At 49.5% G+C, this 15,195-nt stretch carries 13 protein-coding genes; 1 reads left to right on the top strand and 12 read right to left on the bottom strand.

Going from position 1 to position 15,195, the window contains the following annotated elements; all coding sequences use genetic code 11:
- Positions 1–27: 27 nt before the first annotated feature.
- Entirely contained in the window at positions 28–486 is a 459-nt protein-coding gene (locus CCE91_RS05540) for a hypothetical protein (RefSeq protein WP_086434224.1), read from the bottom strand.
- The gene (gene ggt / locus CCE91_RS05535; RefSeq protein WP_086434223.1) at positions 479–2,254 is read right to left on the bottom strand and encodes a gamma-glutamyltransferase; all 1,776 of its coding nucleotides are present in this window, start codon (positions 2,252–2,254) and stop codon (positions 479–481) included. Before ggt ends, CCE91_RS05540 begins: the two co-directional genes overlap by 8 nt.
- Positions 2,255–2,360: 106 nt before the next feature.
- On the opposite strand from ggt, the gene rrtA reads away from it, so the two are divergent.
- Complete coding sequence (gene rrtA, locus CCE91_RS05530; protein ID WP_086434222.1) at positions 2,361–2,966, top strand: rhombosortase; 606 nt, start codon at positions 2,361–2,363, stop codon at positions 2,964–2,966.
- A gap of 42 nt (positions 2,967–3,008) precedes the next feature.
- Here rrtA and CCE91_RS05525 read toward each other — a convergent pair whose 3' ends face one another.
- From CCE91_RS05525 to CCE91_RS05480, 10 genes are all read right to left on the bottom strand, one after another.
- Positions 3,009–5,495 carry a S9 family peptidase gene (locus tag CCE91_RS05525; RefSeq protein WP_086434221.1) on the bottom strand — a complete coding sequence of 829 codons (2,487 nt, stop codon included), beginning with the start codon at positions 5,493–5,495 and terminating at the stop codon, positions 3,009–3,011.
- 195 nt (positions 5,496–5,690) lie between these two features.
- Positions 5,691–6,329: a maleylacetoacetate isomerase gene (gene maiA, locus CCE91_RS05520; RefSeq protein WP_086434220.1), complete on the bottom strand. Its 639-nt coding sequence runs from the start codon at positions 6,327–6,329 to the stop codon at positions 5,691–5,693.
- A 10-nt stretch (positions 6,330–6,339) separates the two neighbouring features.
- Positions 6,340–7,368 (bottom strand): fumarylacetoacetate hydrolase family protein, encoded by a 1,029-nt coding sequence (locus CCE91_RS05515; RefSeq protein ID WP_086434219.1) that lies wholly within the window; start codon positions 7,366–7,368, stop codon positions 6,340–6,342.
- Positions 7,369–7,447: 79 nt separating this feature from the next.
- Entirely contained in the window at positions 7,448–8,584 is a 1,137-nt protein-coding gene (locus CCE91_RS05510) for a homogentisate 1,2-dioxygenase (protein WP_086434218.1), read from the bottom strand.
- Positions 8,577–9,656 (bottom strand): 4-hydroxyphenylpyruvate dioxygenase, encoded by a 1,080-nt coding sequence (gene hppD, locus CCE91_RS05505; RefSeq protein WP_086434217.1) that lies wholly within the window; start codon positions 9,654–9,656, stop codon positions 8,577–8,579. The genes CCE91_RS05510 and hppD overlap by 8 nt, the downstream gene beginning before the upstream one ends.
- A gap of 220 nt (positions 9,657–9,876) precedes the next feature.
- Positions 9,877–11,448 carry a transcriptional regulator TyrR gene (tyrR, locus tag CCE91_RS05500; protein WP_086434216.1) on the bottom strand — a complete coding sequence of 524 codons (1,572 nt, stop codon included), beginning with the start codon at positions 11,446–11,448 and terminating at the stop codon, positions 9,877–9,879.
- Positions 11,449–11,573: 125 nt separating this feature from the next.
- Positions 11,574–11,924 (bottom strand): 4a-hydroxytetrahydrobiopterin dehydratase, encoded by a 351-nt coding sequence (locus CCE91_RS05495; protein ID WP_086434215.1) that lies wholly within the window; start codon positions 11,922–11,924, stop codon positions 11,574–11,576.
- A 70-nt stretch (positions 11,925–11,994) separates the two neighbouring features.
- Positions 11,995–12,789 carry a phenylalanine 4-monooxygenase gene (gene phhA / locus CCE91_RS05490; RefSeq protein WP_086434214.1) on the bottom strand — a complete coding sequence of 265 codons (795 nt, stop codon included), beginning with the start codon at positions 12,787–12,789 and terminating at the stop codon, positions 11,995–11,997.
- Positions 12,790–12,811: 22 nt separating this feature from the next.
- Positions 12,812–14,044, bottom strand: coding sequence for a methionine gamma-lyase (gene megL, locus CCE91_RS05485; RefSeq protein WP_086434849.1), 1,233 nt, complete (start codon positions 14,042–14,044; stop codon positions 12,812–12,814).
- Between the two features lie 118 nt (positions 14,045–14,162).
- Complete coding sequence (locus CCE91_RS05480) at positions 14,163–15,194, bottom strand: TIGR01620 family protein (RefSeq protein ID WP_086434213.1); 1,032 nt, start codon at positions 15,192–15,194, stop codon at positions 14,163–14,165.
- Position 15,195 lies beyond the last annotated feature (1 nt).

The raw sequence follows: 15,195 nt of genomic DNA, 5'->3' as shown, positions 1-15,195 counted from the left end.
TTTGTGGTTGTGAATGTGTTCTAGAGGTTATTTGTAGGGATCATCCAGAATCTCGTCTACGTACCAACGGTCATTTACCTGGATAATCTTCACGCTACGCAGTTCGTCCAACATATCACCGTCGTACTCACCAGTCATCAGCACGTTAATGCGCATACTGTCTTGGCGGTCCATAAAGGGCCGCATACTGGTGGTATCAATAGTAATGTCAACGTTGTCGTAGTAACGATTCAGCAAATGGCGTTGTACGCCGTTCACCGTTCCGTAAGAACCCAGCAAACTTGCCAGACTGTCACTGGAAATTTTCTGTGCCGCTTCCAAATCACGTTCGTTATAAATGGCCTCAAAGAAGTCTTTGGTCACAATTTCCGGCTCACGCCCTTTCATAAACGGCTGGTCGCTCTCCATACAGCCACTTATAATAACCAGGCTCATGATCATAAATAACCACTGCCACTGCCTAGCTTGTGTTGCTGATTTAGTCATTTGATTCGTCCTTTTGGTCGCCTTTGGCACGACCTTCTCGTCTTGGATCGGCACCGCCAATCAGGTTGCCATCAGGTAACAGCGTAATACCATGTAAGCCACTGTTCAAATCTCGTACCTGAACGTCATGTCCGCGGGCTTTTAAATCAGCAGCCAGCTCCGAGCTACCTGCTACTTTTTCAACGGCTGTACCGCCATTTACGTTAGTAATTTTAGGCAGGTCAATGGCTTGCTGCATACCAAGTTCCCAGTCAATTAAACCAATAACCGTTTGGGTTACATAGTTAATAATGCGCGTGCCCCCCGGTGAACCTAAAGCATGCCGCAAGTTGCCCTCGGCATCAAAAATCATAGTAGGAGCCATAGAGCTACGCGGACGTTTGCCCGGCTCAACGCGATTGGCCACCTGGTTACCATTAATTTCCGGTACCCGTGAAAAGTCAGTTAACTGATTATTCAGTAAATAACCGTTTACCATCACGCTCGAACCAAATCCCATTTCAATACTTGAAGTCATAGAAACTGCGTTGCCCTTAGCATCCACAATAGCTACGTGGGTGGTATTCGGCAGCTCTGGTGAACTGGTGGTCAGGCGCCCTTCCAACAGTTCTCCTGCCCGGGCAAAGCCCATGTCCTCGGCACTTATCATGGCAGCTCGTTCAGCCAGATAATCCGGGTGCAGCATGGCGGCCATAGGTACTTCAACAAAGTCAGTATCGGCAATGTATCTATTGCGATCGGCAAAGGCCAGGCGCGAAGCTTGAGTGAAATAGTGTAAAGCCTCTTCGCTGTTTACGCCCAACTCAGCAAGGTCAAAAGATTCCAAAATACCCAACGTTTGCAGCAGAGTAAGACCACCAGAGCTTGGTGGGCCCATGCCGCATACCTCGTAATTGCGGTACGGCGCACACACCGGGTCGCGTAACTTGGCCGAGTAACTGGCTAAATCTTCTTCTGCTAACAAGCCCGGCGCTATCGCACTGTTTTGCACAGCTGTAACCATGTCGGTTGCTAACTCGCCTTCATAAAAAGGTTTAATACCATCGGCAGAAATGCTGCGTAGCGTTGCCGCCAACTCAGGGTTTTTCTTCCAGGTACCGGCTTGCAGCGGTTTGCCATTTGGATAGAAGTACTCTTTCGCCGGACTTAATTTGGTTAAACCCGGATTAATTTCCAATTCCAGTAAACGCGCCAGACGCGGTGACACTTCAAAACCTTCATCAGCGGCTGTAATGGTTGCTTGAAATAACTCAGACCAACGTTGATTCCCCCAACGCTCGTGTGCCATATTCAAACCAGCCAACACGCCAGGAACGCCAACCGAGCGCCCACCAACAACGGCATCAATCCAGCTTTCCGGCTCACCGTTAGCTTTTAAGAACAAATCACCACCAGCGGCCAGCGGTGCTTTCTCACGGGCATCTATGGTGTAAAGCTGTTTATTTTCGTTATCCCAGTACAGAATAAAAGCACCACCGCCAATCCCGGACGATTGCGGCTCGGTTAGCGTCAGCATAGCCTGCACGGCTATGGCGGCATCAACAGCAGTGCCGCCTTTGGCTAGTACCTCAACGCCGGCGTCGGTCGCCATTTCCGTAGCTGCCGCAACCATATAGTTATTGCCAGTCGCTTGTTCCTTGGCAACCCGCCCTGTTGCCGCTTCAGGATCCTGCTGAGCAGCCTGCTGGCCGCCAACACAGCCTGCTAATGCAGTAGCACTTAGCGCTACCAAAACGAGGTGAATTCGAATTTTACGCAGCCAGATCATTAGATTTTCCCTTCTGTTTACCAGTCTGTAGCCGACCTTTTTTTAATATGCTGGTATCATAACAGCATCAACTCAATCCACTAAACTCGATTTGGATATTACGCTTATGCTGCGCAAACTAACTGATTTTCGCATCACGCTGGTGGCTTTTGCATTGCTGCTTATTTGTCTGCAAACCTTGCCGCACTGGCACTTAGTGCTGGAGTACCGGGCTGATGTGCTGTGGCAAGAGCCGTGGCGCTTCTTAACTGCCCATCTGATTCACCTGAACTGGGCCCATGCTTTGCTGAATATTGCTGCACTACTCATTATTGGCTTGGTATTTAAGCACCAATTTCAGGCTAGAACCTTTTTTAATGCCGTCATTACTATTGCCGTGGTCAGTTCGCTGGTGGTTTGGTTAATTGGCGCACCAGAGCGCTTTGTTGGCTTTTCGGCGGTACTACACGGCCTGTTGTTAATGGCTTTATTAAATGACTTGCAACGCCCTTCCGGTAAGCCAGATGTGCTTATGGGTGTTGTGATTGCGGTAGTAGTTCTGAAAGTGGTACTGGAGAGCTTTGGTATAAGCCTGAGCGACCCGTTACTGCCGTTTGACCCTTACCTTTGGGCCATGCATACCGGCGGGCTTATTGGCGGCCTGCTGGCGTGGCGGCTGCATCAACGCAGCTTGAAGCAACTGGCGCTGCGAGAGCAGCAAGCTGAAGAATAAAAAAAGGGAGCTAAGCAGCTCCCTTTTTTAATAACCGGCAACCTATTTCAGGTTGTCTTCAAACAGCTTGAAGATACGACGGTATTCGTCCAGCCAACTGGAAGGCTTTCTGAAGCCGTGCGGCTCAACTGGGTATATCGCAATTTCGAAATCTTCTTTCTCATGCTCAATTAGGCGTTGTACTACCCGCACGCTGTCCTGGAAGAATACGTTGTCATCCACCATAGGTGAATTAATCAACAAAGCGTCTTCTAAGCCTTCGGTGAAGTAGATTGGCGAACTACGACGATAAGCAATAGGGTCATTGTCCGGCAGATTCAGAATATTCGAGGTATAGCCGGTATTGTAATGTGCCCAGTCACTTACTGGTCGTAAGGCCGCACCCGCTTTAAACAGGCCAGGTTCATTGAACAGCGCCATAAAGGTCAGGAAACCACCATAAGAGCCGCCGTAAGTACCAACGCGGTCGGTATCCACATGCGCGTTGCTACCCATCCAGGTTACTACGTCTTGCAGATCTTCTACTTCCGGGGTACCCATTTGACGATAAATAGCGGTACGCCAGTCACGGCCATAGCCTTTCGAGCCACGGTAATCTAAGTCAACCACCACGTAGCCTTGCTGGTTCAGCATGCTGTGGAACATAAACTCACGTTGATAACCTGACCAACCCATGTGGGCGTTTTGCAGGTACCCGGCACCGTGAATAAATACTACAGCAGGATACTTCTCAGCACGATTTGGATCGAAATCATCCGGCAAGTAAACCCGTGAATAAATAGGCTCGTCTACGTGGCTGCTTGGAATTGGAACCACGCTTGGTGCTGTCCACGGCAATGCAGTAAAAGTCTCAGACACGGTTTCAGTTAAGCGTGACGCCATGTCTGCGCTGCCGATTTCCTTCACATAAAGTTCAGGTGGCTGCAGTGCGCTTGAGTGGGTAATTAACAGCTTGTCTTCGTTCGGGCTCAGTTCAAAGTCGTTAATACCACCGAGCTTAGTTAGCTGCTCAAGTTCACCATTTGAGGTTCCAACCCGGAAAATTTCATAAATGCCCGGGTGTTTCTGGTTGGCTTTAAAGTAAATATGCTGGCCAGACTCACTTACTACTGGCGTATCTACTACAAATTTACCTTTGGTTAGCTGCTTCTCGCTGCCACCTAACGGCTTCACGTACAGGTGTGAATAACCGTCCTGCTCCGACTGATACCACAAGGTGTTAGTGTCCGGTAAGAACCCAAAGCCGTTGTAGGTGTAGTTAATCCAGGCGTCGTCATGTAAACGGTGCTGTGATTTGAACTCTTTCGCAGCAAAGTCCACCGTAGCAATCCAACGATCTTTGTTGTCCCAGGCTTCCAGCATGACAGCGACCTGATCGCCGGCGTCGTTCCAGCGCATGGCACCGCCTTCCCAGCTCCAGTCCTGCATAAGAGTGATTGGACGCGGGCTTGGTTCAGACTTATAGGTTTTGCCTTGTGCTTTATGGTTTTCACGCTTCACGTCGGCCAGTACGTCTTCATTCCAGCCAGGTAAGGTGTTGTAGGTTAACTGCGTTTGTTCACCAGAGGTTAAGTCCAGCACCATCACCTGATGTTCAACCGGCTCGGCATCTGCAACCCGACGGCGCACATCAACGGCTTTTACGCGACCGTCTTCACCAATGTAATCAGGCATAATATCGCCGTCATCACGCCAGCTACGCGGATCGGTAATAGCTACTACCACTTTGTCGCCCGCAGGTGACAAGCTTGCCGCAACCAGTTCTTTGTTCTCGCCCAGGTAAAATGGCTTCGGCGCTAAACTTGGGTTGTTAGCTTGCAGCGCTTGCTGGCGGTCAAAAGCTTCCTGACGTGCCTGGCGTTCTTCCTGCAAGTAAGTCATCAACTGCTGTTGTTCAGCAGCAATAAAGTCTTCCGGCGCTGTTACGCCCTCAGGTGCTTTGCTGAATTTTAGTGAGGCAACTTGGGTGGTTAAACCTGAAGCTAGGTCTACCGCAAAGAAATTGTTCCCTTCCCGGTAAGCTAAACGGCCATCATTCAATGCCTGCAACTGGCTTTGGCGCGCTTCATCACGGGTAATTTGGGTAATATCACCAGAGCTTAAGTCACGAACAAAAATGTTACCTTCAAAGGTGTAGGCCAGTTGTTCGCCATTGTTAAGCCGCACGCCGTCCTGATAAGCATACTCATGCATTTTTTCCAGTGGCACCTGATGTGCTTCATCACTGTCCAGCGGCTGATGAAACCAGTCACGCAGTTCGCTGTCGGCACGCTCTTGCGCATAGAACACGCTGCTGCCGTCCAGGCCCCAATAGGCACTTTCCGGGCTACGCGCAACCCACTGCTGATCGGACATGATCTGTTCCAGTGTAATTTCACCGCGGGCGGTGGCAGCAGCCATGGCCGCAGGGCGTTCCGTTTGCACAGTGCTTATTGCAGCTGAAGATGATTGATTATTTGCGGGAGAGGTATTTGCACAAGATGCCGTTAATAACGCGGCGGCAACCGCCAGGGCGAGCTTGTTATACATAGTTTTATTCCTGGTTGCTGAGTTTAACTAGTAACAGCAATGGCTTGTTCCGCCCTGCTGCCTGCTTTCTAGATTATTCAAAAAGACTACGCCTCATTAAAGCAAAAACGAATCAATGGTGCGAGATTACTGCGATGAGAGAACCAGTTTGGATGTCAAACACCCGGCGGTGCTTAACATCCTCATGGCAATAACTTATTCAGCGTCGGGCTGAGCGCTGGGGTGCGCTTGCCGAAATTCAGGTAACGCCTGCAAGCGTTGGTACACGGCGCTTAGAATTGGGTACGGCGTTAAGTCTGGCGCAAAACGCTCCGCACTATAAACTTGCGGCACCAGACACACGTCGGCCAGAGTCACCTGGTCACCAAAACAATAATCACCGGCGGTTTGCTCTAAGCGCTTTTCCAGTGCGGTAAAGCTAGCTTTGAACCAGTGTTCAAGCCAGCGGCTGTTGGCGTCGTCACCAACTTTTAACTGCTGTTTCAGGAACTGCTGTACGCGTAAATTTACCAGTGGCTGCAAATCGGCGGCTAAATCCAATGCAAAGGCACGAATTTTGGCCCGCTGGCCGGCATCACCCGGTAACAGAGTTCGGGTTGGATAGCACTCTTCCAGATACTCAATAATGGCGAGCGACTGATTAAGTGTTACTTCGCCATCAACCAGTGTAGGCACCAATTCCGCCGGGTTCAGTTGCTGATAAGCGGCATGGTGTTGCTGGCCGCCGTCTTTGAGCAAGTGCACCGCATGGTAATTGAATTCCAGCTGTTTCACAGCCAGCGCAATGCGAACGCGGTAACTGGCGCTGGAGCGCCAGTATCCATAAAGATCCATAACTGGCTCCTTAGTCAGCTTGCGGGCCCTGATACTGCACTACGGCCTGATCGATGGTGCCGAAAATTGATTTGCCATCGGCATCTTTCATTTCCATGCGAATAGTGTCGCCAAACTGCATAAAGCCAGTTTTAGGTTTGCCATCGCGAATGGTTTCAATCATGCGAACTTCGGCAATGCAGCTGTAACCAACGCCGCCTTCACTAATAGCGCTGCCGTGGTCAGTGCCCTGCTTGTTCGACACCGTTCCTGAACCAATAATGGCACCAGCACTTAAATGACGTGTTTTAGCGGCATGAGCAACCAGTTGACCGAAGTCAAAGGTCATATCCTGACCCGCATTTGGCTTACCAAATTCTTCGCCGTTATAAACCGACAACAGTGGCAAATGCACTTTATTGTCGCGCCAGCTGTCACCCAACTCATCAGGAGTGACGGCAACCGGTGAAAATGCTGAAGACGGTTTGGACTGGAAGAAGCCGAAGCCTTTACCCAGTTCGTTTGGAATTAAACCACGTAAAGACACGTCGTTTACCAACATCAATAAACGAATGTACTGACCCGCGTCTTTCGCATCTACGCCCATAGGTACGTCGTCAGTTACAATGGCTACTTCGCCTTCAAAGTCGATACCCCACTCGGTAGATGCCATTTCGATAGCATCACGCGGCCCTAAGAAGTCGTCTGAGCCACCTTGGTACATCAATGGGTCGGTCCAGAAGCTTGGTGGCATTTCAGCGTTACGTGCGCGACGAACCAGTTCTACGTGGTTTACATAAGCGCTGCCGTCAGCCCACTGGTAAGCACGTGGTAATGGCGACTCGCACAAGCTCTGATCGAAATCAGCCGCATCGCTTAGTTCACCGTTATTCAGTTGCTGATACACTTTTTCCAGCTGTGGAGCTACGCCTTCCCAGTCATCCAGCACTTCCTGCAACGTTGCAGCCAAGCCCGGCACTGCTACCGCTTTGGTTAGGTCTCTACTTACCAACATCAGTTGGCCGTCACGGGTTCCGTCTCGATAACTTGCAAATTTCATGAATTATATCGCCTCTAAATTGTACTTTTTGTTGCGAATGTTTTGCCGAAGGCATAACAAATAAGGCTGCAGTGCAGCCCTATTCTTTCGGTGCCTTCCAGCTATATACATAATCTGGGTTTTCGACACTTTCACAAACGTCGCCCATGGTAAGCGCGTCGCGGGTGTCCAGCATAACCGCTACTTCATCGGTGAACTTTTTCTTGTGTTCCCGACCAGCCTGAAAGGCTTTTGGATGCGGTCCATGAGTAAACCCTGCAGGGTGAAAGGTCACCATACCGCGGTCAATGTTATCACGACTAAAGAAGTCACCTTCATGATAGAACAGCACTTCGTCGTAGTCGTCATTGTTGTGATAGAAAGGTACTTTCAGCGCACCCGGGTCCGACTCAATTGGACGCGGTACGAAAGTACAAACCACAAAGCGATCAGCCACAAAAGTGGTGTGCGCTGATGGCGGTAAGTGATAGCGATGCGACATTAACGGGCGAATATCGCGCCAGTTAATACGCACTGGAGCTAAATCACCATGCCAGCCAATGGCATCAAGCGGGTTATATGGATAGGTTATCACCGACACCTGATCGTGACGTTTTACCTGCACCTGCCACTCGTTTTCACTGTACTGGGCTTTAAATGCGTCATCTATATCCGGCACATCCAATACTGCTGGATCGAAAATCGCGTGATTACCTACCAATCCTTTTTCAGGTAACTGATAGGAACCATTAGTGGCTTCAATCAGCAACAATTCCATGGGTTCTATTGGCTCTAAGCGCCATGAGGTAGAACGTGGAATAGAGAAGTAGTCGCCTTTTTCCAGCGTAATGTGACCATAATCGCAATACAGCTCGCCCCGGCCTTCATGCACAAACAACAGCTCGTCGCCGTCGGCATTACGGACCAAAAACGGCATGTTTTCACGACAGTGCCAAATCCGGAATTTACAGTGCGCATTGTGCAACAACATAGGTACTTGCCAGGGTGACGCTGCCGCCACCGAGGTTAGTTTGTTGAAGTCAAAATTGCGCGGCCGCAGGTCACCTTCCCACTCACTCCAGCCGGTTGGGGCATGTTGGTGATGGAAATGCGTCGCCGGCCCGAAAAAGCCACTGCGGCCGACTTCACGTTCATAGATTGCCTGCTCCGGAAAGTCCGCATGCGCCTGCTTTGACGAGGTGCCTACTTGTTTCGGAAAGCTAATCCATTTACGCATCGTTTAACACTCCACGGCGAATTTGATCTTCTTCAATAGATTCAAACAGCGCTTTAAAGTTACCTTCGCCGAAGCCTTCGTTACCTTTCCGCTGAATGATTTCGAAGAACACCGGGCCGATTACCGTTTTGGTGAAAATCTGTAACAGAATACCGTCTTTCATAGGTGCGCCGTCAATTAGAATTTTCAGGTCTTTCAGTTTTTCAGTGTCTTCTTCGTGACCTTCAACACGGGCATCTACTTGCTCGTAGTAAGTATCCGGCGTAGACATAAACTCCATGCCGATATCTCGCAGGTTTTTCACTGTTTCGTAAATATCATCACTGCTCATGGCAATATGCTGAATGCCTTCACCTTTGTACTCACGCAGGTATTCTTCAATTTGCGATTTATCGTCATGAGATTCGTTAATTGGAATCCGGATTTTACCGCATGGCGCAGTCATAGCACGGCTTAACAAGCCAGTTAACTTGCCTTCAATGTCAAAGTAGCGAACTTCACGGAAGTTACCAATGCGCTCGTAGAAACCAGCCCAGGTATCCATGTTGCCACGGAATACGTTGTGGGTAAGGTGGTCAACTTCGTGCAGACCGCCTTCATGAGATTTCATTTTCTCTTCCCAGCCGTCGTAGAATTTAAAGTCTACGTCGTAAATGCTTTGGTTTTTGCCGTAGCGATCGACAAAATACAGCGCGCTTTCGCCAATGCCGTATACCGCTGGAATATTCAACTCCATTGGGCCTAAATCACGCACAAATGGCTTAGCGCCATTTTTCACTGCATGCTCAAACGCATGCTTGGCATCCGCAACACGCCAGGCCATGCCACAAACGCTGGGGCCATGGTCTTTAGCAAATGCTTCAGCCTGGCTGCCAGGGGTAGCGTTAATAATGAAGTTAATATCGTTTTGCTTATACAGCCACACGTCTTTGTTGCGATGCTTGGCTACTTCGGTAAAACCTAGTTTTACGAATAAGTCTTTTAATGCCTCGATACCTTTTTGATCGGGCGCGGTGTATTCGACAAACTCGAATCCATCGGTATTTAGTGGGTTGTAATTAGTATCAGTCATACTGCACTCCTGTCATCATGACATTGGTTCTTGTTCGAATAGGCAAATGCCGTGTATGCCCTTATTTAGCGCTACAAAAAGGCATATTCATAGCATTCGGGGTGCATTAGTGAAGTGGTGAAAAAAGCGGCGTGTGTAAATGTATCGCTACATAGTGGTGTTATTGCAGGTCTAACCCACCACTATGTATATAAAACGATACAAAAGCCTGTTTTGGTGTCTACTTTTCTTTACGAACAGTGGTTTTTCGACGTTGTTTTCCAATTCCGTGTTCACGCAATTTGTTCGCAACCGCGGTGTGTGAAAGACCAAGCTTGCGCGCTAATTGGCGAGTGCTTGGGTAACTTGGGTAAAGCCGACGTAGTATGGTGCTCTCGAATTTCTTTACCGCGTCGTCTAAGGTGCCGTCTTCCAAATCCACAGCTAAGTTGTCGTGCACAGTAGCCCATTCGGGCAATTGAATATGTTCCGGTTCTAAGCGGTCACCCTCAAGCATAGAAATGGAGCGGAACAAGGTGTTCTCAAGCTGACGCACGTTGCCCGGCCATTGATAACGCTGCAGATAGTCACGGCAACTACGGCTAATAGTAACCAGACTACGGCCTAAGCGTTGACAGGCCTGCGCGGCAAAGTGCTCAGCCAGCAAAGGAATATCAGTTTTGCGGTCACGTAAGGCCGGCACCGCCAGGGTGAGTACGTTTAACCGGTAAAATAAATCCTCCCGGAAAGTACCAGCCTCTACCCGTTCTAGCAGGTCGTCCTGGGCAGAACACACAATACGTACGTCTACGGTTACTTCCTGCTCTTCACCAATGCGACGGAAGCGGCCGTCCTGAATGAAGCGCAGTAACTTGGCCTGCAGGCCATTGGACATTTCCCCAACCGAGTCCAGCAACACAGTGCCACCGTTGGCTTGCTCGAAAATGCCCATTTTGCGTTCACTGTTCGGGCTAACGCTGCCCTTGCCGTGACCAAAGAGTTCGCTTTCCGCTACGTTATCAGGCAAAGCCGCACAGTTAACCGCTAAGAAGGCTTGCTCAGAACGCGTGCTGGCCTGATGACAAGCGCGCGCTAATAACTCTTTACCCACACCGGTTTCGCCCTGAATCAATAACGGCACGTTTAATTCGGCCATGCGCGCAGCATCGCGAATCACCCGTTTCATAGTGGCATGCTCACCCACTAAGTGCTGAAAGGCTTCAGCATTGCCGCCACGCGCCCAGTAACCCGTTACCGGCTGTGACTTACAGGTCATTACCGCACCAGCAAAGCTTTCTTTATTCAGTTCGTCAGTAACCCATACCGGCAACAGATCAGCAAAGTACTTGGCGCCGCCAACACTCACTTGCTCAACGGTAGCTTCGCGTGGCTGCTTTTCCAGCCAGCGGGTAATAGCAAAACCACTCAGCCAGTCACTAATGTTGGAACCCTGAATAGGTGTGGTGTCTTCCACAAATACGTTTTGAGCGGCCTGGTTGGCAATATCAATAATGCCTTTGCTGTCCATAGACAGCACCGGATCAGGCAGCTTACTCAGCAACAGGCTAAACTCGAAATGCTCGCGTTCAGACGGCATAAAGGGCACTGTTTTTACGTCTTTTACATTGGGAATGCGGCGTATTTCAGGCATTAAATGCTGAAAGTCGGCAAAAGCTAATTCGGGGAAATTCAGAAAAATTTTACCGCGGGGGTCAACCTCAATGCCACGCAGATCAATTTCATGATCACGCAGAATTTGTAATATGTCCTGACACAGACCCAACCGGTCATCACAGCTAATTTCTAAGCGCATTGGCCACCGTTACTGGCAAGTAATATCATAATGTAAAGCAAATTATACATTAAAAAAACCTTCATGGGTCACTCCCATGAAGGTTTTTAACATGACTTATTTACCGTTGGTCGCAGCGAACTTTATTAGTCGTTGAAAACCGAGTCGGTGCGCGCAGCCATAATAAAGTCGTTTTTATGCAAACCGTTAATGGCGTGTGTCCACCAAGTTACCGTTACCTTGCCCCATTCGGTGGTCAAGGTTGGATGGTGCTGCTCTTCTTCAGCAATTTCGCCAACTTTGTTAGTGAAAGCAATGGCTTGCTTGAAGTTTTTAAACTTGAATGCCCGTTCCAGCTGCATCACACCGTCGCGTACTACCGCCGACCATTCTGGAATTTCGCGAACCAGCTCTTTTAGCTCGGCATCACTAACCTGTGGTGCATCAGCAGTACAAGCTTCACATTTTAACTCTTCTAAGTTTTTTGAATCTGACATCATTACTCCTGGTGTTTTCATAATTTCTTAGGCCTGAACATCAGGCCTTGTTTAAGCTTACTAAATCGAATCAGGCCGCATCTTTAGGTGGAAACTTAGGTTCAAATAAGCCCAGTTCCATAGCTTCATGCACCATTGCCATAATATCCATGTCGGCAATTTCAAATAATTTTTCGGTACTCTCAATGGTGTAGTACAGCGGCTGCATTATATCAATACGATATGGTGTGCGCAGCGCATCCAAAGGTTTCAGCGGGTGCCGTTCCGGTATGTCGCTGCCCACCGAATAATCAGTCTCGCCCGGCGACGATAAAATACCACCGCCATAAATACGCAGGCCCTCGGGTGTCTTCAACAACCCGAACTCAACCGTAAACCAGTACAAGCGGGCTAAGTATACTCGTTCTTTTGGCGTTGCCGCTAAGCCCAACTGACCATAGCGATGCGTAAAGTGAGCAAAGGCCGGGTTAGTTAACAGCGGGCAGTGACCGAATATTTCGTGAAAAATATCAGGCTCCTGCAGGTAATCAAACTCTTCCCGGGTGCGAATAAATGTAGCTACCGGGAATTCACGGTTAGCTAGCAATTCAAAAAACTTATCGAACGGAATCAGTGCTGGTACCTGGGTAACCTGCCAACCGGTTTCGCGCTGCAGCACGGCGTTTATTTCGTGCAGCTGCGGAATACGATCCTGCGCCATATCCAGCAATTCAAATCCTTTCATGTATTCATCACAAGCCTTACCCGGAATGTGCCGCAGTTGACGCGCTACCAAATCACGCCATACCGCGTTCTCTTCGTCACTCCAATCAATAATGCCGTTGGCATCAGGTTGCTTTGAGACGTACTGACTTTGCTTTCCCATCACGTTGCTCCTGTTGCTGTTCTTATCCCGCGGCAGACAATTGTTTAGCCGCGTGCTCGGCACTCGCTGCCAAGCCATATTCTAAATCTGCAATAATATCGTCGGCTGCTTCCAACCCTACTGAAATGCGTACCAAGGTATCTGTGATACCTGCGCTGGCACGTGCTTCCGGCGTATATGGTGAATGCGTCATTGAGGCCGGATGCTGAATTAAGGTCTCAGCGTCACCTAAACTTACCGCAATAGTGATTAATTTCAGGCTATCCAGCATAGCTCGCGCGCTATCTATATCGCCATGCAATTCAAAGGCAATAACGGCGCCAGCGCCGTGCATTTGCGTACCCATTAAAGCTTGGGCCGGATGGTCGCTGCAGCCTGGAAAATACACGTGCTTCACGTGCGAATGCTTAACCAAAGCTTCCGCCACTGCTTGCGCATTGCGACAATGCCGCTCCATCCGCACATCCAGCGTTTTCAAGCCGCGCAAAATTAACCAGGCATCGTGCGGACTCATAGTCGCGCCCATGTCTTTCATTGTCGTCATTTTAATCAGGGCAATGTCTTCGGCGGTGCCACAAATAACCCCGGCAACCACATCACCATGACCATTTAAATACTTAGTTGCGCTGTGAATAACAATATCAGCGCCCTGTTTAACCGGCTGTTGCAGTAACGGCGTCATAAAGGTGTTATCAACTACCACCCGCGCACCAAACTCGTGCGCAATCTGACTAATAGCCGCAATATCTACCACCCGTAAATGCGGGTTCGCCGGGGTTTCTAAAAATACCAACTTGGTGTTTTCACGCATGGCCGCGCGGGTAGCTTCATGGTCAGCCATGTCGACGAAGTCAACTTCGATGCCGAAGCGAACAAACATTTCTGAAAACAGTGCAAAGCTGCAGCCATAAATAGCCTCAGACACCAGTACATGATCACCGTGCTTCACAAACGCCAACATAGCCGCCGAAACAGCGCCCATACCTGTTGCCGTAGCGGCGCCAGCTTCCATTTCTTCTAATGCAGCAACACGTCGTTCAAGTTCAGTGGTGGTAGGGTTCCCTAGCCGGGAATATATATAACCTTCCTGCTCGCCGGCAAAACGGGCCGAGCCCTGCTCGGTATGCGTAAACGCGAAAGTTGCAGTTTGATAAAGCGGCGAAACCAGCGCACCGTGAACATCATGGGCCTTGCCTGCATGAATAGTTTTCGTTGCTGGCTGCCATTGCGATTTGTCGTTATTATTTGAGCGCATCAGCCATAATTCCTTGTTTTGCATACACTCTTGTATGCTTTACTAGGCAGTCAGAGTGCAATGCTTCAAGGGTGAACGCAATACGGCTTACAAAGTCAGAATAGCAAAATCTGTAACGCTATTTTTCCACTTTGCTGGGGTTTGCAACCGTATCTTTGCTGCTGGTGCGGGCTCTTAAAGGCACGCGCTGGGCTAGTTGCTTCAGCAAATCGGTTTGAATATTGGACAGCCCGGGACGTTTCACATGAGTAAATTGCAGTGGGCGACACAATCGTTGCGCCTGTAAACCCAAGCGAGCAGTTAACAGCCCCGCTCCCAAACCTTGTCCAGCCCGCAGCGATAATTTACCGGCTAATTCGGCGCCTAACATACTCGCCCCTAAATCACTGATAGCCTCGCTGGCACCAGCATAGGCAATATTAGCGAGCAATTGGCGCCATAACTTAATACGACTCCAGTAGCCCAGTTTGATGCCATAAGCAGCGGCTACTTTGGTCACCATGCGTTGGTTACGCCACAGCATCAAAAGCATATCCAGCAGCGCACTTGGGCTTAGCGCAACCAATACCGCGGCATCTACTGAATACTTGGAAATAACCCGATTTACCTGCTGGTCGGCGCAACTCAGTACATCTTCTTCAAAGCGCTGCAACTGCTCTTTTGGAGACCAATGCGGTTGTTGCTGCTGGTGCCAGAGAAGCTCTAAATCCGGGCGATGAAGTTGCTGTAACAGTGGTTCCGGAGCAAAGTTTTCAGGGTGGTGCTGTAATTGCTGCTGCAATTTCCACTGACGTTTTAACCGGCGTAACTGCCAGAATTCGCGGGCCGCGAAGGTTAGCAGTAATAAAGCCACCACACCTAAACCAACACTCCACAAGGTGCCCAGCAGCCAGTGCGTGGCAAAACTAGCCTGAATTAATAAATAGCTTTCAATGAGTACAGCACTAGTTAACGCCAGCAACGCAATTCGCCACCACCAGCTCCGCCAACCGCGGCTTGGTGCACGCTCGTTGGCGCTAGTATCCAGCGGTTGACCCAGCGGCAATACCACCGCGTCGTCAGCATCATCCGCTCGCGGCTTAAAGCTGTCCAGCGCCAGGTATTCAATTGCATCAGCATTAGATTCAGATTCGTTGTGCTTAGTAGCCATT

The sequence above is a fragment of the Pseudidiomarina planktonica genome (genome assembly GCF_900177775.1).
Taxonomy (GTDB): domain Bacteria; phylum Pseudomonadota; class Gammaproteobacteria; order Enterobacterales; family Alteromonadaceae; genus Pseudidiomarina; species Pseudidiomarina planktonica.
Note: the sequence above shows the minus strand (reverse complement) of the source record. Positions and strands in the feature narration are given on the sequence as shown.